The organism is Stenotrophomonas pavanii (genome assembly GCF_900101175.1).
Taxonomy (GTDB): Bacteria; Pseudomonadota; Gammaproteobacteria; order Xanthomonadales; family Xanthomonadaceae; genus Stenotrophomonas; species Stenotrophomonas pavanii.
Genome location: NZ_FNFQ01000002.1, coordinates 369,686 through 387,867 on the forward strand (window position 1 = coordinate 369,686; position 18,182 = coordinate 387,867).

20 protein-coding genes are annotated in these 18,182 nt (G+C 67.6%); 16 read left to right on the forward strand and 4 right to left on the reverse strand.

The window, feature by feature from the left end; all coding sequences use genetic code 11:
- Positions 1–40: 40 nt before the first annotated feature.
- Entirely contained in the window at positions 41–862 is an 822-nt protein-coding gene (locus tag BLS66_RS05120; protein WP_074725312.1) for an alpha/beta fold hydrolase, read from the forward strand.
- A gap of 34 nt (positions 863–896) precedes the next feature.
- Here BLS66_RS05120 and BLS66_RS05125 read toward each other — a convergent pair whose 3' ends face one another.
- Positions 897–1,691, reverse strand: coding sequence for an AraC family transcriptional regulator (locus BLS66_RS05125; protein WP_074725313.1), 795 nt, complete (start codon positions 1,689–1,691; stop codon positions 897–899).
- Between the two features lie 70 nt (positions 1,692–1,761).
- Here BLS66_RS05125 and BLS66_RS05130 point away from each other — a divergent pair, with 70 nt between their 5' ends.
- From BLS66_RS05130 to BLS66_RS05150, 5 genes are all read left to right on the forward strand, one after another.
- Positions 1,762–3,732, forward strand: a complete 1,971-nt coding sequence (locus BLS66_RS05130; RefSeq protein WP_244152955.1) for an FUSC family protein — start codon at positions 1,762–1,764, stop codon at positions 3,730–3,732.
- Positions 3,733–3,736: 4 nt separating this feature from the next.
- Positions 3,737–3,946 (forward strand): DUF1656 domain-containing protein, encoded by a 210-nt coding sequence (locus tag BLS66_RS05135; protein WP_049469594.1) that lies wholly within the window; start codon positions 3,737–3,739, stop codon positions 3,944–3,946.
- A gap of 1 nt (position 3,947) precedes the next feature.
- Positions 3,948–4,832 (forward strand): HlyD family secretion protein, encoded by an 885-nt coding sequence (locus tag BLS66_RS05140; RefSeq protein WP_074725315.1) that lies wholly within the window; start codon positions 3,948–3,950, stop codon positions 4,830–4,832.
- On the forward strand, positions 4,829–6,265 hold the full coding sequence (locus BLS66_RS05145; RefSeq protein WP_074725316.1) for an efflux transporter outer membrane subunit: 1,437 nt from the start codon (positions 4,829–4,831) through the stop codon (positions 6,263–6,265). Before BLS66_RS05140 ends, BLS66_RS05145 begins: the two co-directional genes overlap by 4 nt.
- Before the next feature lie 133 nt (positions 6,266–6,398).
- Positions 6,399–6,746: an RcnB family protein gene (locus BLS66_RS05150; protein WP_019659905.1), complete on the forward strand. Its 348-nt coding sequence runs from the start codon at positions 6,399–6,401 to the stop codon at positions 6,744–6,746.
- Positions 6,747–6,795: 49 nt separating this feature from the next.
- On the opposite strand, the gene BLS66_RS05155 is transcribed toward BLS66_RS05150, so the two are convergent.
- Entirely contained in the window at positions 6,796–7,110 is a 315-nt protein-coding gene (locus BLS66_RS05155; protein WP_074725317.1) for a hypothetical protein, read from the reverse strand.
- Positions 7,111–7,127: 17 nt separating this feature from the next.
- Positions 7,128–7,451 (reverse strand): hypothetical protein, encoded by a 324-nt coding sequence (locus BLS66_RS05160; protein ID WP_074725318.1) that lies wholly within the window; start codon positions 7,449–7,451, stop codon positions 7,128–7,130.
- A 340-nt stretch (positions 7,452–7,791) separates the two neighbouring features.
- Between BLS66_RS05160 and BLS66_RS05165 the strand changes: the two genes are divergently transcribed.
- From BLS66_RS05165 to BLS66_RS05190, 6 genes are all read left to right on the forward strand, one after another.
- Complete coding sequence (locus BLS66_RS05165) at positions 7,792–8,238, forward strand: YbbD-related protein (protein WP_049469580.1); 447 nt, start codon at positions 7,792–7,794, stop codon at positions 8,236–8,238.
- Between the two features lie 35 nt (positions 8,239–8,273).
- On the forward strand, positions 8,274–8,804 hold the full coding sequence (locus tag BLS66_RS05170) for a nuclear transport factor 2 family protein (protein ID WP_074725319.1): 531 nt from the start codon (positions 8,274–8,276) through the stop codon (positions 8,802–8,804).
- Positions 8,805–8,908: 104 nt separating this feature from the next.
- Positions 8,909–9,583 (forward strand): response regulator transcription factor, encoded by a 675-nt coding sequence (locus BLS66_RS05175; RefSeq protein WP_053463016.1) that lies wholly within the window; start codon positions 8,909–8,911, stop codon positions 9,581–9,583.
- Positions 9,580–10,821 carry a sensor histidine kinase gene (locus BLS66_RS05180; RefSeq protein WP_074725320.1) on the forward strand — a complete coding sequence of 414 codons (1,242 nt, stop codon included), beginning with the start codon at positions 9,580–9,582 and terminating at the stop codon, positions 10,819–10,821. Before BLS66_RS05175 ends, BLS66_RS05180 begins: the two co-directional genes overlap by 4 nt.
- 58 nt (positions 10,822–10,879) lie before the next feature.
- Positions 10,880–11,266 carry a diacylglycerol kinase gene (locus BLS66_RS05185; RefSeq protein WP_049469570.1) on the forward strand — a complete coding sequence of 129 codons (387 nt, stop codon included), beginning with the start codon at positions 10,880–10,882 and terminating at the stop codon, positions 11,264–11,266.
- A 73-nt stretch (positions 11,267–11,339) separates the two neighbouring features.
- On the forward strand, positions 11,340–13,148 hold the full coding sequence (locus BLS66_RS05190; protein ID WP_074725321.1) for a phosphoethanolamine transferase: 1,809 nt from the start codon (positions 11,340–11,342) through the stop codon (positions 13,146–13,148).
- Here the strand turns inward: BLS66_RS05190 and BLS66_RS05195 are convergent.
- Positions 13,052–13,975 carry a M14 family metallopeptidase gene (locus BLS66_RS05195; protein ID WP_064238699.1) on the reverse strand — a complete coding sequence of 308 codons (924 nt, stop codon included), beginning with the start codon at positions 13,973–13,975 and terminating at the stop codon, positions 13,052–13,054. The two genes, BLS66_RS05190 and BLS66_RS05195, sit on opposite strands and share 97 nt — an antisense overlap.
- Before the next feature lie 145 nt (positions 13,976–14,120).
- Here BLS66_RS05195 and BLS66_RS05200 point away from each other — a divergent pair, with 145 nt between their 5' ends.
- From BLS66_RS05200 to BLS66_RS05215, 4 genes are read left to right on the forward strand one after another with little or no spacing between them, the layout of a single operon-like run.
- Entirely contained in the window at positions 14,121–14,774 is a 654-nt protein-coding gene (locus tag BLS66_RS05200; RefSeq protein ID WP_074725322.1) for a DUF3348 family protein, read from the forward strand.
- Between the two features lie 10 nt (positions 14,775–14,784).
- Positions 14,785–17,049, forward strand: a complete 2,265-nt coding sequence (locus tag BLS66_RS05205; protein WP_074725323.1) for a DUF802 domain-containing protein — start codon at positions 14,785–14,787, stop codon at positions 17,047–17,049.
- Entirely contained in the window at positions 17,046–17,684 is a 639-nt protein-coding gene (locus BLS66_RS05210; RefSeq protein ID WP_049469557.1) for an OmpA family protein, read from the forward strand. Before BLS66_RS05205 ends, BLS66_RS05210 begins: the two co-directional genes overlap by 4 nt.
- Positions 17,674–18,042, forward strand: a complete 369-nt coding sequence (locus BLS66_RS05215; protein WP_049469554.1) for a DUF2894 domain-containing protein — start codon at positions 17,674–17,676, stop codon at positions 18,040–18,042. The genes BLS66_RS05210 and BLS66_RS05215 overlap by 11 nt, the downstream gene beginning before the upstream one ends.
- Positions 18,043–18,182: the final 140 nt, after the last annotated feature.

Here is an 18,182-nt window from a genome sequence, read left to right on the forward strand (position 1 = left end):
TCGGAAGGGCCGGCACGCGTCACGACCCAGGGGAATGGCAATGAAAAGCAGCCGAGTGACGTTGTGGGCGCTGGCCGCGGTGATGGCCGCGGCGGGCACCGCCCACGCAGGGGAAATCCAGGTGGATCGCGGCGCCTACGCGCTGCAGGCCGAAGAGACCGGGGCCGGCCCGATCACCGTGGTCTTTGAATCCGGCTTCGGGCAGGGCGCGGGGGCCTGGAAGGAGGTGGTTGCCGGTCTGGGGCGCGACTACCACAGCATCACCTACGCCCGTGCGGGACTCGGCAAGTCCGGCAGCGACGGTCACGCCAAGCGCATCGATGCGCATCTGGCCGACCTCACGGCCGTGATCGATACGCTCGCACCCGGTCGCCGCGTGGTGCTGGTAGGTCACTCCTATGGCGGCCTGCTGGCCACGGAGTTTGCACGCCGCCATCCGGAGCGCCTACAAGGCCTGGTGCTGGTAGACCCGGCCACGATGGGTCAGCGCCATGCGTTCAAGCAGGCCGACAGTGCCCGCGTGCAGGCAGACGATGCCCAGCTGCGGGCGATGCTGCCGCCGGCCATGGCCGCCGATTACGCCGTGCTGACCGAACAACTGGATGCACCCGGTGCGGAAACCCCGCGCACGATGCCGGACTTGCCGGTGGCGCTGCTGACTGCAACGCGGCTGGCTGCCGAACCGCTGTTCTTCGAAGAAACCGCAGCGGGCAACGCACTCTGGAAGGCGCAGCACGCCCTGCTCTTCTCGGGCTTCACGCGTGGCTCGCATCGCTACCTGGCAACCGGCCACACCGTCCAGCGCGAGGACCCTGCTGCGGTGGTGGCCGCGATTCAATCGGTCTCCGACACCTCGAAGTAGCCGTTCCAGGCAACGGCCTTCCGGGTTGTCCCGGCTACTGCCCCCGCAGGCGCACCGCAAAATAGCGCGTCGGGGAAAGGCCAAGCGCCTTCTTGAACATGGTGATGAAGGCCGTCACCGACTCATAGCCCAGCGTCTCGGAAACGCGTTGCACGGGTGCACCACCGGCGAGTTCACGAATGGCGATGAGCAGATGCAGCTGCTGTCGCCAGCGCCCGAAGGACAAGCCCGTTTCCCGTTCGATGAGCCGGCTCAACGTGCGCTCGCCCAGGGCCAGGCGCACGGCCCACTGGCTGATGGTGCTGCGGTCTGCCGGATCCGCCGACAGCGCCGCCGCCAGCGCACGCACCTTCGGGTGATGGCTGACCGGCAGCGACAGATGCTCGGCCGGCATCTGCACCAGTTCGTCCAGCAGCACCCGCGCCAACCGGTCGGTGTGGCTGCCATGCGGGTAGTCCAGCGGCGCGTCGGCCAGGTGCAGGATCATCTCGCGCAGCATCGGCGAGATCGCCAGCGTCACGCACTGCGCCGGCAGGTCGACGACGCCGGGCTCGACGAACAGGTAGCACAGGCGCGCGTTGGCGGTGGCGCGATTGCTGTGCGGCATGCCGCCCGGAATCCAGACGCCACACTGGGGCGGCACGATCCACAGCGCATTGGCCACTTCGCAGGTCACCGCGCCATGCAGCGCAAGAATCAGTTGACCCTTGCGGTGCTCATGCACGGGAATCTCTGCGTCGAGCTCGGCCACCTGCAGGCGGCTGGCAACCGCCGGGCGATCGGTCTCGTCCGGGTCCAGGTCAAAGCCGGGGAGCGAAATGCGAGCCATTCTCACATTGACCGGTTTTAGCGATTGGTTGTCATTGTAGCGAAGTTCGCCAGTGCGGCCGATCACTAGCATGAGCCGCATGCACCTCCCCACACCTTTCCTTCCCCACCTGTTCCAAGCATTTGCCCGGTTGAAAAGCCCTGCCCTCCGGACCGACCAGGAGGCGGTGCTGTTCTCGCTCAAATGCCTGCTCGCCGCGTCGCTGGGGCTATATGTCTCCCTGCGGATCGGCCTGAATCGCCCATTCTGGGTGATCGGGACGGTCTATCTGGTGTCGCAGCCCCTTTCCGGGGCAACACTCAGCCGCGGCCTGTTCCGCCTGCTCGGTACCGTGGGCGGGGCCGTCGCCACCGTCGCGCTGGTGCCGCGTTTCGCCAATGCGCCCCTGGTGCTGAGCGCCGCGCTCGCGGCGTGGATGGCGCTGTGCCTGTACCTGGCGATGCTCGACCGCACGCCGCGTGCGTATGCGTTCCTGCTGGCCGGCTATACCACCAGCCTGATCGGGTTTCCTGCGGTGATGGTGCCGGGAGACGTGTTCACCATCGCCATCACGCGGGTGCAGGAAATCGCCATCGGCATCCTGGCGGCTACGCTGGTACATGGGCTGGTGCTGCCGCGCCGGGTCTCGATGCGCGTGCACGCGCGGGTTGCTGCCGTGCTGGATGACGCGGAACGATGGACACGCGACATGCGCGCCGGTGCATCGGACACGGTGCTGGCGACGGACCGCTCGAAAGTGGCCGCCGACCTGCTCGAGCTGCATGTGCTGTCGATCCACCTGCCCTTCGACAGCGCCCACGGCGTGGCCCAGGTGCAGATCCTGCGTGCCCTGCATGACCGGATGCTGGATGTACTGATGCTCTCCAGCGCGGTGGAAGATTCCCTCGCACGGCTGCGCTCATCACAGGCCAGCGCCATGGATTCGCCTGGCTGGCGCGAGCTGATGCAGACCGGCCTCGCCGCGCAACAGGCCGAGCTCGACCTCGCCCACGCCGACTGCCGCGTGCTGCAGGCACTACTATGCGCTGCCCGCCCCGGCTGGCGCCGGCATGTACCTGCCCGCCTTGCGCGACATGCGCAGGGTGCGGTACTTCACCGGGATCATCGGCTTGCCCTGCGCAGCGCGCTGGGCGCGTTCGTCGGCATCCTGCTGAGCTGCGTGCTGTGGATCGTTACCGGCTGGTCGGAGGGCGCCACGGCGGTGTCCATCATCGGCACGGCGTGCGTGCTGTTCGGCACGATCGAAGCGCCTGCGCCGCATCTCATGCGCTATCTGGTGGGGTCGTCGATCGGCGTTGCCGTCGGCCTGCTCTACGGCCTGCTGATCTTCCCCGCGTTGTCCGATATCACCGGCCTGATTGCCGCGCTCGCGCCGGTGCTGCTGCTGTGCGGATCGTTCCTGACCCGGCCACCCTTCATCATGGCCGCCTTGGGCGTGGTGCTGACGTTTCCGCTCATCGCCGGCCTGGGTGCGACCAATACGACCAACATCGTCGGCGCGCTCAACAACAGCGTTGCGTTGTTCATCGGTACGACGGTGGCATTGTGCAGTATGCAGTTGTTCCAGACCGCCGATGCGGGCCGCAACCGCGCTCGGTTGGAGCGTTCGATCCGTCGGGATATCGCACGACACGCCGCCGGACAAGGCGGCGTGGCCCGGGCCTGGCTCAGCCGCATGCTGGATCGAATCGGGCAGCTCGCTGCCCGGTTGCGGGGCCGTTCCAGTGCTGCACACGACCTGCGGGCATGGTTTGCGGACGTGCGCGCGGTACGTGCATCCAACCAACTCCGCGCACTGGACAAGTGTCAGGACAACCCGCAGGTCCGGGCGCTTCATGCGGCACTGGTCGAACGCATCGCTGCACATTTCAGGGTACGCGCCCACTCGGCACGCAGTGTCGACATCCATCTTCTGGAACTGCTGGACCGCATGCACGAGGCCGCGACGGCCAGCAGCGGGGCTGATCGGGATCGCCTGTTGCATCTGCTCTGCAACCTGCGCCGCGACCTGCTGATACCCGCGCTCACCCATCGGCACTGACCTCATGCTTTCTGATCTTTCCATTGATGGGGTGCTCATTCCAGCACTGCTCGCCGTGGCGGTGGCCGCGCTGGTGCTGTCGGTGCTGACCTCACGTCTGCTCGCCAGCCTGGGCCTGTACCGGTGGTTCGCCGCGCGGCCTCTGGTGGGCCTGTCCCTGTTCGTGATCCTGGCGGAGCTGATGATCCGGCTCGCGCCCCTGCTCGAGAAATGAAATGAAACACCTGCTTGCTGTCATCGGGCGCTGGAGCGCCACACTGGGCGTGTGCGCACTTGCTGCCGTCGCCGCGCTTTCCCTCTGGAGTCGTTACGAAATGCGCCCGTGGACGCGGGACGGGCGGGTGCGCGCCGATGTGGTGCGCGTTGCATCAGACATGGGGGGGCTGGTGACCCAGGTGCGGGTGCACGACAACCAGCGGGTCAGCGCCGGACAACTGCTGCTGGTGCTGGATCAACCGCGCTTCGCTGCCGCACTTGAGAAGGCCGACGCGGCGGTCAGCAGCGCACGCGCCACGCTGGCGCTGGCCCGCCGCGAATCGACGCGGGACAACGCACTGGGCAACCTGGTCGCCTCGGAAACACGCGAACGCAATGCCGCCAAGGTCGACACCGAGCTGGCCGCCTTGGCGCAGGCACGGGCCGAACAGCGCGTTGCCCAACTCAACGTGCAACGCACCGAGGTGCGCGCGAGCACCGACGGCATCGTCACCAACCTGGACCTGCATGCGGGCGATTACCTTCAACCGGGCGCGCAGGCGCTGGCGCTGATCGACACCGGCAGCCTGCGTATCGAGGGCTACTTCGAGGAAACCAAACTGGGCTGCATCACCGAGGGCGATGCCGCGGTGGCGCGGCTGATGGGCGACAGCCGCGATGTCCGCGGACACGTGGAGACCATCGCCGCCGGCATCGCCGACGATCAGCGCTCAAGCACGCACAACCTGCTGCCTGCCGTTGCACCGACCTATACCTGGGTCAGGCTGGCCCAGCGCATCCCGGTACGCATCCGTATCGACGATGCGCCGGCGGATACCCGCCTGATCGTGGGTCGCACCGCGAGTGTCACCATCACGCCCTCGGTACAGGGAGCCTGCAAGTGAGCGTGCGAACAGTGCGTGGTGGGCTGCTTGCCCTGCTGCTGCCGATGACGGCCTGCGTCTCCGGCCCCGACTATCACCTGCCTGCGAATGCCGTCGCGGCCTCCCCCCAGGCGGCGCGTTCGTTCATCTCGGGCCAGGACGCATCGTTCAGCCGCGACGTGCCTCCGGATCGGTGGTGGCAGCTGTATGGCGACCCGCAGCTTGACGCCTATGTAGGCGAAGCACTGGTAGCCAATACCGATCTGCGCGCCGCCGATGCCAACCTCCGGCGCGCCAGCGCCACCGTGCTGGAGTACCGCGCGCGCGGGGCCGTGCAAGCCGACGTGGATGCATCGGGCACGCTCACCCATGCCGGTGGCTACACCCAGGCGTCGGCCGCGCCGCAGTCGTATGTGCTGGGCCTTCACCTCTCCTATCCACTGGATCTTGCAGGTGGCATCCGCCGCGGTATCGAAGCCGCCAACGCGGACGCGGAGGCCGTCGCTGCGGCACGGGACCAGGTCCGCGTGGTCGTCGCTGCGGCCGTCACCCGGGCCTATCTCCAGGTGTGCACCCGCAATCACACGCTCACTGCAACCCGACAGGTGCTGGCGATACAGCACGCCACGCTGGAGGCAACCCGTCACCTGGCTGCAGGCGGGCGTGGAACGGACTTCGATGTCAGCCGTGCCAGCGCCGCGGTCAACCGCAGCGCGGCGGCGGTACCGCACCTGCTGGCGGAGCGCCAGGCCGCACTGTTCGAGCTGGCCGCACTGATGGGCAGGGTCCCGGCAGACTATCCCAGGGAGGCGGAAGCCTGCCCCCAGCCCCCTGAGCTGGAGCAGGCGCTGCCGGTCGGTGACGGCTGGCAGCTGCTCCAGCGGCGCCCCGACATACGTGCCGCCGAGCGCAGCCTTGCGGCGGCCACGGCGATGATCGGCGTAGAGACCGCAGACCTTTATCCGCGGGTCACCTTGGGCGGTTCCCTGGGTACAGCGGGCACGCGGCGTCAGCTGCTTTCGGCCGACGGTTTTGGGGTGAGCGTCGGGCCACTGCTCTCATGGCACTGGCCCAACCGCCGCGTGGCCAAGGCCCGCATCGCGGCGGCCGGCGCCAATGCAGAGGCCACTCTTGCTTCTTTCGACGGCGTGGTGCTGCAGGCCCTGCGCCAGACCGAGACCGCGCTTTCTGCCTGCACGCAGGAGCTTGAACGCGAGCGCAGCCTGGCGCAGGCGCGTGGGGATGCAGAGCGGGCCGCCGGGCAGGCACAGCAACTGTACCGTTACGGCAGGATCGATTTCCTCGACGTGCTTTCGGCCCAGGCCGCGCTGGCAGATGCGGAGTCCGCACTGGCCGCCTCGCGCGCGCAGCGGGTCGACCGTCAGATGGATGTGTTCCTGTCACTGGGGGGCGGTTGGGCTGCAGGGGCCGTCGCCGTTGGTGCGACCCGCTGAGATCGTCTTCGCAGCCGCAGCCGCTCCCCGATCTGTTCATGAAAGCCCTGTCCACACCCGTATTCATTCACACAGCCTGCCCTATATTCGCGCTCACAGCGCCGCATATCGCGGCCATGACGGAGGCATCCCGATGACATCCATACGTCTTCTTGCCATTGCCGTGGGCTCGGCCGCAGCACTCGCCGTAGCGCCCGCCTTCGCCGATCCGCCGCACCATGCCCGCGGCAACGGCCCGCCGCCGCATGCAGGCGGCCCGCACCACCGCGATGCGCCGCCGCCGGGTTGGCAGAAGAAGGCCTGGCGTCGTGGCGAGCGCCTGCCGTGGGCCGAAGTGGACCGCCGCTACTGGGTAGACGATTACGCGCGCTATCACCTGCGGGAGCCGGGCCGCGACCGGCGCTGGGTGCGCCAGTCCGACAACGAGTACCTGTTGGTGGAGATCGCCACCGGCTTGATCGTCGACGCCCTGCATCGTTGAAGCGACCTGCAACGTCCCACGCGGGGCGATCTGCCTCGGTGCAGACACCTTACGACCGGGGCCGCCCCGGTCGGCGGTGTCTGCGCCCACGGCGCCCCGCCCGACTCCGCGGCCCGCCATGCAGGCCCTCCCACAGCGCGATATACCCGCACATCAGCGCTGTGGCAAATAGCCCCATCGCCACCAGTATTTCGAATCCCCGATCACCAAAGAGCAGGCGAATGGAGGTCTCCAGTGAGCACAGCCTGCCGCAGCGCAGGCCGTGCTCGTTGAAGCCATGGATGAGCACCAGTACGCCCATCAGCCCGCACCACGCCATCAGGGCCAGGCTTGCGATGAAGATGAAAGGTCGTTGGATACGCATGCGCTCGTCGCGATCTTCTACGGTGATGTCCAGCGCGACGTTGCGAGCACGCGATCGGAAGCATCCAGCTCTACCGACCAGGCTTGGGTATCCAGGCCCAGCCGGTTCTCATACCACCATCGCTGCGCACAGCGACCACTGCATCCACGGTTGGCATAGCGGGTAAAGGGAGCACCGCCGTGCTCCACCACGTCAGGCTGCCCCAGCGCCCGCAGTACCTCGGCCCTGCTCGCCCCGACCGGGACCGAGGCAAGCGCGTGGGAATGCCACGCTGAGATCGCCGAGCAACCGGCCACGTACGCCACGAACAGGCCGGCCAGTCCCCACATCAGTGTCCTCATTGACAGATCCCCTCCTGCGCCGCGCGCCCGCGCATCATCCGCGCAGACGCTCTTCGACGTCAAACCCCAACGACGAGCGGACCTGTTGCAGCGCCCGGCAACCGTGCTAGCGTGCGCCGACCGATGATTCAGGATGAACGCAGGGACACCCGTCGATGGCAGGCAAGCGCCGGAAGGACAGGATCACGCAGGAGCACGGTCTGTTCGTGAAGCGGTACGGGCCCAAGGGCGGCGCCATGCCAAATCCAGCGACCGGCCCTGCGACTGGAACTGCGAGAGCGGCTCAAGCGTCTGGCGCCAGAAGAGCGGGTCAGGATGCTCCCCGGTGAGGACGACAACGATGATCAGCCCTGGAGGAGTGATCCGGCGCGCCATCTTCGTGACGCTCTGCAGTGTACTGTGCGCCTGCGGCCTGGTGATGGACAGTTCGTTCGACACGCTGCGCGAGGCGCTCGATTCCGACATGGTGAACAAGGGATGGATTCCCGGCTGGGTGCCGCAAGCGGCGACCGACCTGCGGGAGGTACATGACCTCGACTCGAACACCAGCGCGCTGGCCTTCACCAAACCCCCTGCGGTATCACTGCAGCTGCCTGCGGATTGCCAGGCAACGACATTCAGTAGCAGCGATCCTGTTGCGTTCGATCGATACTGGTGGCCGGGCGACTGGACGCTCAAGTCGTCGTACCGCGTCTTTCGCTGCGCGCCCGAATCCGGAAAATCAGTCTTCGTCGCCATCAACAGGACCGAAGACCACGTGCTCTTCTGGCGAACCTACGCGCGGTGATGCGCCAGCGCCCCCCTATTCCTCCCCAGGACCCCATGATGCCCAACGCACGAGCACGCTTCGCTGCCCTCGCCCTCTTCCTCCCGGCGTGCTTGCCGGCCTACGCCGCAAAGGACGCCCCTGCCGACGTCGAGGCGATCAAACAGGTGGTCGAATCCTTCCGTACCTCGCTGATCAACAAGGACAAGCCGACCTACATGAGCCTGTTCTTCTCTGATAAACCGGAAGACATCGGCTGGCAGTACGTTTCCGAGGATGTGCGCCTGCAGGACATCCGCAGGGCCAAGCCCGATGCGATCAAGGCACGGCGGATTCCCGCCAACAACTTCATCGCACTGATCGACGGGGCGGTGGCCTCGCCGAAGCCGAAAGAAGAGACATTCTCCAATACGAAGATCGAGACGGATGGCGATGTGGCCTCGGTGTCGTTCGACTACAGCTTCCACGACGATGGGGTGAAGACCAACTGGGGCAAGGAAATGTGGCAGCTGATCCGGACTGAGCAGGGCTGGAAGGTCTTTTCGGTGATCTATTCGATCCGCGATTCACGCAGCCCGGCCGAGTGAACGTCGCTGGATGGCGCCGAGCGCCGATTGCGATCCATTCAGCCAGCGCATTGGCAATCAGCCAGTGATCGGGCAGAGTTCGGCCACGCGCAAGGACGCATGCCATGACCCGCCTGCTGATCATCGAAGACAACCCCGAGCTGGTTGCCAACCTGTATGCCTTCTTTGAACCGCTGGGCTACGTGCTGGACGACGCCCGCGACGGCGCCAGCGGGCTGCGCCGGGCCACGCAGCACGACTACGACGCCATCCTGCTGGACCTGATGCTGCCGCGCCTGGACGGCATGACGTTGTGCCAGAAGCTGCGCCAGGAGTTCCAGAACCCGGTGCCGATCCTGATGCTGACCGCGCGCGACCCGGTGGATGACCGGGTGCAGGGCCTCGCCCTGGGCGCGGATGACTACCTGGTCAAGCCGTGCTCGCTGAAGGAACTGGACGCGCGGATCAAGGCCCTGGTACGACGCGCGCAGGGTCGCCAGGTCGACAGCGTGCTGGCGTGGAAGGACCTGCAGGTGGACACGCGCTCACCACAGGCCTGGCGGCAAGGCCGCTGCATCGCGCTGACGCCCACGTCGCACAAGCTGCTGATGTGCCTGGTGCGTGCGGCGCCCGCGGTGGTCCGCAAGCAGGAGATGGAGTATCTGGTCTGGGGCGACGAACCACCGGACAGCGGCGCGCTGCGAACCCACATCCATGAGCTGCGCCTGCTGGTGGACCGCAGCTTCGACACCGCGCTGATCACCACGGTACACAGCGTCGGCTGGCGCATGCAGGCGTGAGCCCTGCGTCCCTCTACCGCCGCCTGAGCCTGCGCACTCGCATCACGATCTCGTTCGTGCTGTTGATGGCCGGTGCCATGGGGTTCATCGTGCTGGCCGAGCAGGTCGACTACGACCAGGTCCGGGCCGCCGTCGTTGCGCGGACCCAGCACAGCGAAGTGCAGCGGCTGCAGGCCGCGCTGGCCCGGGGCCAACGCCCCGCCCTGCCAGCGGGGACCCGGTTGTACGATGCCGATGACGTGCCCGCTGTGCTGCGCCAGTACGGCCCGGGCCATCACGGCGAAGAGGCGCCCAACGAGTGGCACCTGAGCGTCTTCGACAGCGGCGGCCAGCGCTACTACCTGCTGCAGGACGCAGCGCACTATGCCTATCTGGAACATCTGATCAATGCCTTCGCCGCGCTGGTCATTTCGATCTGCGTGCTCGGTGCCTTCCTGATCGGCCGCAAGGTCGCGACCCACGTCATCGCGCCCATCACCCGATTGGCCGATGCGGTGCAGGACGGCCACAAGCCCTTTCCCTACCAGGACGCACGCGATGAGATCGGCGTGCTCGCGCGCGCCTTTGCCCGCCATAGTGACGAGCTCGAACGGTTCCTGCAGCGCGAACAGTGCTTCAGCGGCGACGCCAGCCACGAGCTGCGCACGCCCTTGGCCATCATCGGTGGTGCTGCCGAGACGCTGGCCTGCCAGTTGCCGCCCGACAGCCACCTGGTTCCCAGCGCCGAGCGCATCCTGCGCACCACCCAGGAGATGCAGCGCCAGCTGTCCTGCCTGCTGCTGCTCTCGCGCGCCCCCGGCACCGTGCCGCGCAATGAAGTGGCCCTGCGCCCGTTGATCGAAGCCTGCATGGAGCGCTGCCAGCCCTGGCTTTCCGGCAAGCCGGTGATCGTTGCGTTTGATGCCCGGCATGACGCCGTGCTGGTCACCAACGCGGATCTGGCGCACAGCATCCTGTGGAATCTGCTGCGCAACGCCTGCCAGTACACCGAAAACGGCGAAGTGCGGATCACCCTCCACGACAACGCGCTCATCGTCGCTGACACCGGGCCCGGCCTGCCCTCCAGCATCGATCCACGGCAGTTCCAGCGCTTCGTGCCCAGTGGCGTGCACAGTGGCGAAGGGCTGGGGCTGTCGATCGTGCAGCGGATCGTCGAGCATCTGGGCTGGACGATGACCGTGGAATCCTCCGGGCAGGGGTGCCGGTTCACCCTGCGCTGGCCCTGCCCCCGCATCTGACGGATTCCTGACATCCGGCTGCACATGCTCGGGGTTGCTCCCCCGCTCTGGATACGGCATGCAGCACCCCAAGGACAGCGGCAAGTACCCGCACGGCAAGACCGGACTGAGCCGCGTCTTCCACACCCTCATCCATTCGCGCGATGGCTTCATCGCCACCTTTCGCGGCGAGGCGGCATTCCGCCAGTTGTTGCTGCTGCACGCACTGCTGATGGCGGCCGCGTTCGTGCTGGACATCAGCACGGTCGAGCGGGCGCTGGTGCTGGCGGTCTGTTTCATCAGCCTTCTGGTGGAACTGCTGAATTCCGCGATTGAGGCCGTGGTTGATCGCATCTCGCTGGAGCAGCATCCGCTGTCCAAGAACGCCAAGGACATGGGCAGCGCCGCGCAGACCACCGCGTTGTTGATGGTCGGTGCGGTGTGGGGCGTGATCCTGCTTGGCTAGCCCGGCAATCCTGACAACTTCCTGATAAAGCCGTTTCGATACTGCGCGCACTCCTGTTCCGCGGAACCTGCTCGTGCGTCAATGCCTCCGTTTCCCACGGCCCCATCCGATCGTTCTGGTCTGGGCCGCCGCACTGTTCTTCGCCACGATTGGAAACATCGCCCTCTGGAAGACGCTGTGGGGGCTGATCGACCTCAACAGCCTGCGCAGCGTGCTGTTCCTGGCCAGCCTGCCGCCGCTGCTGTTCTGCCTGTTCAACCTGCTGCTGACGCCGTTGCTGGCACTCCCCTTCGTGCGCAAGCCGCTGCTGGTGGTGCTGGTCGTCGTCAGCGCCGCGTGCAGCTACTTCATGCTGCACTACAACGTGCTGATCGACCGCAGCATGGTGCAGAACGTGTTCGAAACCAATCAGGCCGAACTGAACGCCTATCTCTCGCTACCGCTGCTGCTCACGCTGCTGGCGCTGGGCGTGCTGCCGGCCACCGCGCTGGTCCTGCTGCGCACCACGCGCCGAGCGGCCTCGCTGCGTTCCCTGCTGGTGTGGCCGGCCAATGTCCTGGCGTCGTTGGTGGTGCTGCTGGTGATCGGCTTTGCGTTCTACAAGGACTATTCCTCACTGCTGCGCAACAACCGCTACATCCGCGACCAGGTGCTGCCGCTGAACGTGCTGCGCCATACCCACGGCTACCTGAAAAGCCTCTACAGCACCCGCCAGCAACCGCTGCGCAGGATCGCCATGGACGCACGGCGCACCGCGGGGCCACGGCCCAGGCTGGTGGTCATGGTGGTCGGTGAAACCGCACGGTCACAGAACTTCCAGTTGAACGGCTACCCGCGCGCGACCAACCCGCGGCTGTCGCGCAACGACGGCGTCTTCAGCTTCAATGATGTCTCCTCGTGTGGCACCGCAACGGCCATCTCGGTGCCGTGCATGTTCTCGCAGATGACCCGCCAGCAATACGACGACGTCCGCGCGGCGACCGAGGAGAACGTGCTCGACATCCTGCAGCGTACCGGCGTCGGCGTGCTCTGGCGCAACAACAACAATGGCGGCTGCAAGGGCGTGTGCGAGCGCGTGCCGACCGAGGACATGCCCGCGCTCAAGGTGGCCGGCCAGTGCGTCAATACCGACGGCACCTGCTACGACGACGTGCTGCTGCATCAGCTCGGCGCACGCATCGACGCGATCAACGGCGATGCCCTGGTCGTGCTGCATCAGCTTGGCAGCCACGGGCCCACCTACTTTGAACGGTATCCCGCAGCGTCGCGGGCCTTCAGCCCGACCTGCGACAGCAACCAGATCCAGCACTGCAGCAACGAGGCACTGGTCAACACGTATGACAACACCCTGGTGCATACCGACCGGGTGCTGGCGGAGACCATCGACCTGCTGCGGGGCTATTCGGACCACCGCGACGTTGCGCTGATCTATGTCTCCGACCACGGTGAGTCGCTCGGCGAACGCGGCATGTACCTGCATGGCACGCCTTACTTCATCGCCCCGCGCGAACAGACCCAGGTGCCGATGGTGATGTGGTTCTCAACGGAATTCAGCCGCAACGCGGGCCTGGACATGGCCTGCCTGCGTGGGAATGCGCTGCACCGCGCGTACAGCCATGACAACGTGTTCCATTCCCTGCTGGGCCTGTTCAGTGTCAGCAGCGCCGTATACCAGCGCGAACGCGATGTGTTCGCCGGCTGCCGGGCGACGACCGCCGCGCCACTTGCCACTGCGCCGGCAGAGCGGCACCGGCTGATGCCGGTCACCGCCCGGAACGTGGCGCGTTACTGTGCGGCCAGGGCGAAATCCAGGCCGGCGCACACCGCAGCCACCTGGGCGTCATTGCATTCCTGCGGGTTGGTGCGCGGGCTGTCCGGGTAGACCTCGGTGGTGGTGGCAAAGCGCGCATCGGTGAAGCCGGCGCAGGCACCGATCGAACGCGACTCACCCCAGACCACGCCCGGCGACTGCAACGGCAGGCCGACCAGGTTGCCCTCGGCGTCGGCCGGAGCGATATGGGTGATGGGCGCGACCGCGGCGATCAGGGCCTTCTGGAACTCGGCCTGCGGATCTTCACTGTTGCCGATCACGTAGAAGCCGTCCGGAATGGTGTCGCGCTCGAACGGCTTGCCGTCGCGGGCGCAGCGGGCCGGATCGAACTCGTGCAGGTCGCTGTCGGTGGTCTCGTGCAGGTCCAGGTGCACCAGCAGGTTCGGCTTGCGCTCGGCCACCCAGCGCATCAGCGCGGCCGCTTCCTCGATCTGGCCGCCATCACGGAAGCTGCGGTTGGGATCGATCGCATCCGGGTTCCAGCGCTGGATGCGCTCGTAGCCCCAAGGGCTGACGCACGGCGCCACGATCAGGTTCAGCCGGCCCAGATAGCGCTCGGCCTGCTGTTCCAGGAACTGCAGGGCACCGTGCACGCCGCTGGTCTCATAGCCGTGCACGCCGCCGGTGATCAGCGCGGTCGGCAGCGCCGGGTTCCAGTCATGGTTGACCACCGCGAACAGTGGGTAGTGGTCCGGCGCATAGTCCAGCTGGCCGTACTGGATCACGTCGAAGACGCTGTCGTCCAGCCGCTCAAGGGCCGCCACCACATCCTCCTGGTAGCTGCGCTGGCGCTGCTGGCGCGCCCGCCACTGTGCGCGTTCGGCGTCGCCCCAGGGCTGTCCGGGGGTGCCGATCGGGTAGAACTGCGCAACAGTCATGGGGTACTCCAGGGGTCGAACGGGATGGGTGCAGCCGGACATTCTAAGCCCTGTCGCGCCTGCGGGTACCCTGCCCCGGCCGCGCCTTCATCCAGCCGGGGTCATCTGGTTGTAAAATCAACGGTTTTTGGCCCCTCACCCCTTGATGGCGAACGCAGCGCAGCCGGTCCTGGGTGGACCAGAGTTCCTCCGCCTGCTCGCCCGTCTCAGCGACGGCGCGATGCCGGCCACCAGTCCCGCCCTGACCGATCGCCTCGGCCAGTGGGTGGACTGGAGCCGTGCCGTGGCCCTGTCCGGGGCGCTCGGCGGACGCCTGCCCGAGCCCGGTGAAGCCACCGAAGCGGTCGAGGATGTGCTGGCCGACTGCGTCCAGGCGCACGCCAGCCTGCTGGCCTCGATCAGTGAGGATGCCGAGGCCGAGCGCCTGCTTGATCTGGCCGAAGCTGCCGCTGCACCCAACTTCGCCTCGCTGCGCCAGCGCTACCGGGTACTGCAGCAGGCCATCCAGACCGCCACCGGGCGCCTGCGCGGCCGCCTGCGCGACCAGCTGGTGCAGGTTTCGCCCGAGCTGGCGCGGCTGGCCGAGGTCGATGCGGTGATGGAACAGACCCTCACCCCGCGCGAGCACAGCCTGCTGGCCACTGCGCCGGCCGCGCTCGGCGCCCGTTTTGAACGCGTGCACGGCCAGCCCGGCTGGCGCGCGGCCTTCCGCCATGACATGCGCACACTGCTGCTCGCCGAACTGCAGCTGCGCTTCCACCCGATCGAAGGGCTGCAAGATGCCCTGCGCTCCCACTGACCGGAACACCATGTCCAGAACTGCTTTCCATGTCGTTGTTTTCCTTGTCGGCCTGCTGGCCGTGTGTTGGATCGGCATCGGCTACGTTTCGGTGCATCCGCTGGGTGCAGCGGTGGCAGCGATCATCGCGGCCTGCTACATCGCCGGCGGCGTGGAGCTGTACCGCTACCGTCAGGCCAGCAACGGCCTGCGCAGCGCACTGAGCGACCTGTCCAGCGCGAAGGAGAGCCTTGCCGCCTGGCTGGAACGCGTGCCGCTGGGCCTGCGCAACGCCGTGCGCCTGCGCGTGGAAGGCGAGCGCACTGCTCTGCCCGCGCCGGTGCTGACCCCCTACCTGGTCGGCCTGCTGGTGCTGCTGGGCATGCTCGGCACCCTGCTGGGCATGATGGACACGCTGCGTGGCACCGGGCTGGCCCTGCAGAGCGCCACCGACATGGCCGCCATCCGCGGCTCGCTGGCCTCGCCGGTGCAGGGCCTGGCGGTGGCATTCGGTACCTCGATCGCGGGCGTGGCCAGCTCGGCCATGCTCGGCCTGTTGGCCGCCCTGCTGCGCCGCGACCGCCTGCAGGCCGTGCAGCAGCTGGACCGCGCCATTGCTGGCGACCTGCACCCGTATTCGCAGGCCTGGCAGCGCGCCGAATCGCTGCGCCTGCTGCAAGCACAGTCCACCGCCCTGCCTGCCCTGGTCGACCGTCTGCAGGCGATGACCAGCACCTTTGAACAGCACAGCGCGGCCGCCAATGAGCGCCTGCTGGCCGGCCAGGCAGAATTCCTGGCCCAGAGCCAGGCCCTGCAGGAACGCCTGGCCCTGTCGCTGCAGCAGTCGCTGCGCGAGGGTGCTGAAGCCAGTGCCGCTGCCATCGGTGGCGCACTGCAGCCGATGGCCGAAACCACGCTGGCCGGCCTGGCCGAGCACGGCGAAGCACTGCACGCCCGTGTCGAGCAGGCCGTGCAGCAGCAGCTGGCCGGCTTGAGCGAGGGTTTCGAGCGCAGCCGCGTCGCCACCGAGGCCAGCTGGGCCAAGGTGGTGAGCGAGCAGACACAGGCACAGCAGTCGCTGGTCAGCGAACTGCGCCAGCACCTGCAAGCCTTCAGCGAGAGCCAGGGCACGCACGCCGAAGCGCTGGTGGCGCGCATCGGCGAGCGCCTGCACGCCGATGCACAGGGCAATGCAGAGGCCTTGCGCGCCGCCGCCGAGCAGCAGCAGACCCTGAACGCCGCGCTGGTCGAGCGCCAGCAGCAGGCGCTGCTCGCAGCCGGCCAGCAGCTGGACGAGCACGCGCAAGCGTTGCTGCAGGCACTGGCCCAGCACCACAGCGCCAGCCAGTCCCTGCTGCAGGACCACGAGCAGCAGCGCTCGCAGGAGTGGCAGGCCGCGCAGGCCGCCGCCGCGACCGCGCACGCCGAGCTGCAGGCCAGCCTGGACAGCCGCGAACAGCAGCGCCAGGCGCGCTGGGATGCGGTCAGTGCCGAACTGCAGCAGGCCCACGCCACCCTGCAGGCGCAGCTGCAGGCCGGCGACGAACAGCGCCTGCAGCGCTGGAGCGATACCTTGCAGCATGTGTCCACCGAGCTGGCCGCACGCCTGCAGGCCAACGGCGAACGCCTGGCCGCGCAGCAGCAGCAGGTCTGCGACACGCTGGCGGCCACCGCACAGCAGATCGGCGAGAACGGTCGCGCGCAGGCCAGTGCCACGCTGGCCGAGGTGTCTACCCTGCTGCAGACCGCCGCGGCCGCGCCGAAGGCTGCCGCCGATGTCATCAACGAGCTGCGCAGCACGCTGTCCGAAAGCCTGGTGCGCGACAACGCAATGCTGGAAGAACGCGGTCGCCTGCTGGCCACCGTGCAGACGCTGCTCAATGCGGTCAACCATGCGTCGCACGAACAGCGCACCGCCGTGGACGCGCTGGTCGGTGGCTCGGCCGAGTTGCTGGAACGCGTCGGCAACCGCTTCACCGACCATATCGCTGCCGAGACCGGCAAGCTGGACGGCATCGCCGCCGCGCTCAACGGCAGCGCTGCCGAAGTGGGCCAGCTGGCCGGCACCTTCGGTGAAGCGGTCGAGCAGTTCGGCGCCGCCGCCACCGCGTTGTCCGGCCGCCTGGAAGAGATCGGTGGCGCCCTGGACGCCTCGCTGGCCCGCAGCGATGAACAGCTGGCCTACTACGTGGCGCAGGCGCGCGAAGTGGTCGACCTCAGCCTGCTGTCGCAGAAACAGGTGATGGAAGAACTGCAGCAGCTGGCTGCGCGCCGCGGCAAGGCCGGCAGCGCATGAGCGACGAGCTGGAGGTCGACGGCGGTTCGCACGCCCCGATCTGGGCCGCCTTCGGCGACCTGATGTCGGTACTGCTGGGCGCGTTCGTGCTGATCCTGGTCGGCGTGGTCGCGGTGCAGCTGGAGCTGTCGCAGCGGCTGGACCAGGAAGTGAAACAGCGCCAGGCCGAAGCCAAGCGCCTGCAGACGCTGGAACAGGCGCTGGCTGGACCTCTGGCCGCCGGCCGCGTGACGCTGGTGGATGGCCGCATCGGCATCAGCGGCAGCGTGCTGTTCGCGCTGAACTCCGACCAGCTGCAACCCGAAGGCCAGGAGCTGCTGCGCAGCCTGGCCGCGCCGCTGGCCGCGTACCTGGGCAGCCGCGAGGAAATCCTGATGGTCAGCGGCTTCACCGATGACGCGCCGGTGCGCGAAGGCAATCGTCGTTTCGCCGACAACTGGGAGCTGTCCGCGCAGCGATCGCTGACCGTGACGCGTACGCTCATCGCCGATGGCGTGCCGGCCGACGCCGTGTTCGCCGCCGCATTCGGCAGCGAGCAGCCGGTCAGTTCCAATGCCAATGAGGAAGGCCGAGCGCGCAACCGTCGCGTCGAGATCGCGCCGATTCCCAAGCCCAAGGTCGCGGATGCCAAGTAAGCCGCCAGCACTGGAGGGCCTGCGCGCACTGGTGCGTGATCTCGATGCGGGGTCGCGCTCGCTGCCGCATTACCCGCAGGTGCCGATGCTGCAGCAGGTGCAGCGCGAGTGGTCGGAGCTGCGCAGCGAACTGCAGGTGCGCCGCTCCCTGCGCACCGAAGCCCCCGCCGACGGCGGCCCGCTGAACTCGGCGGTGCTGGTGCAGCGCATGCTGGATACGATGCAGGCGACCAGCCCCGGCTACCTGCGCCACTTCATCGACTACGTGGACACGTTGTCCTGGCTGCAGGCACTGCAGGATGGCGCCGCCAGCGGCGGTGATACCGCAAAGCCGAAACGGACACGCAAGCCGCGCTGACCATTGATTGGTAGTGCCGGCCGCTGGCCGGCATCACATCCAGGCCGACCACGGCCGAAGCGCGCGCAAGCGGCACTGAACAGCGAATGGCCGCGCTGACGATTGATTGGTAGTGCCGGCCGCTGGCCGGCAGCCACGCA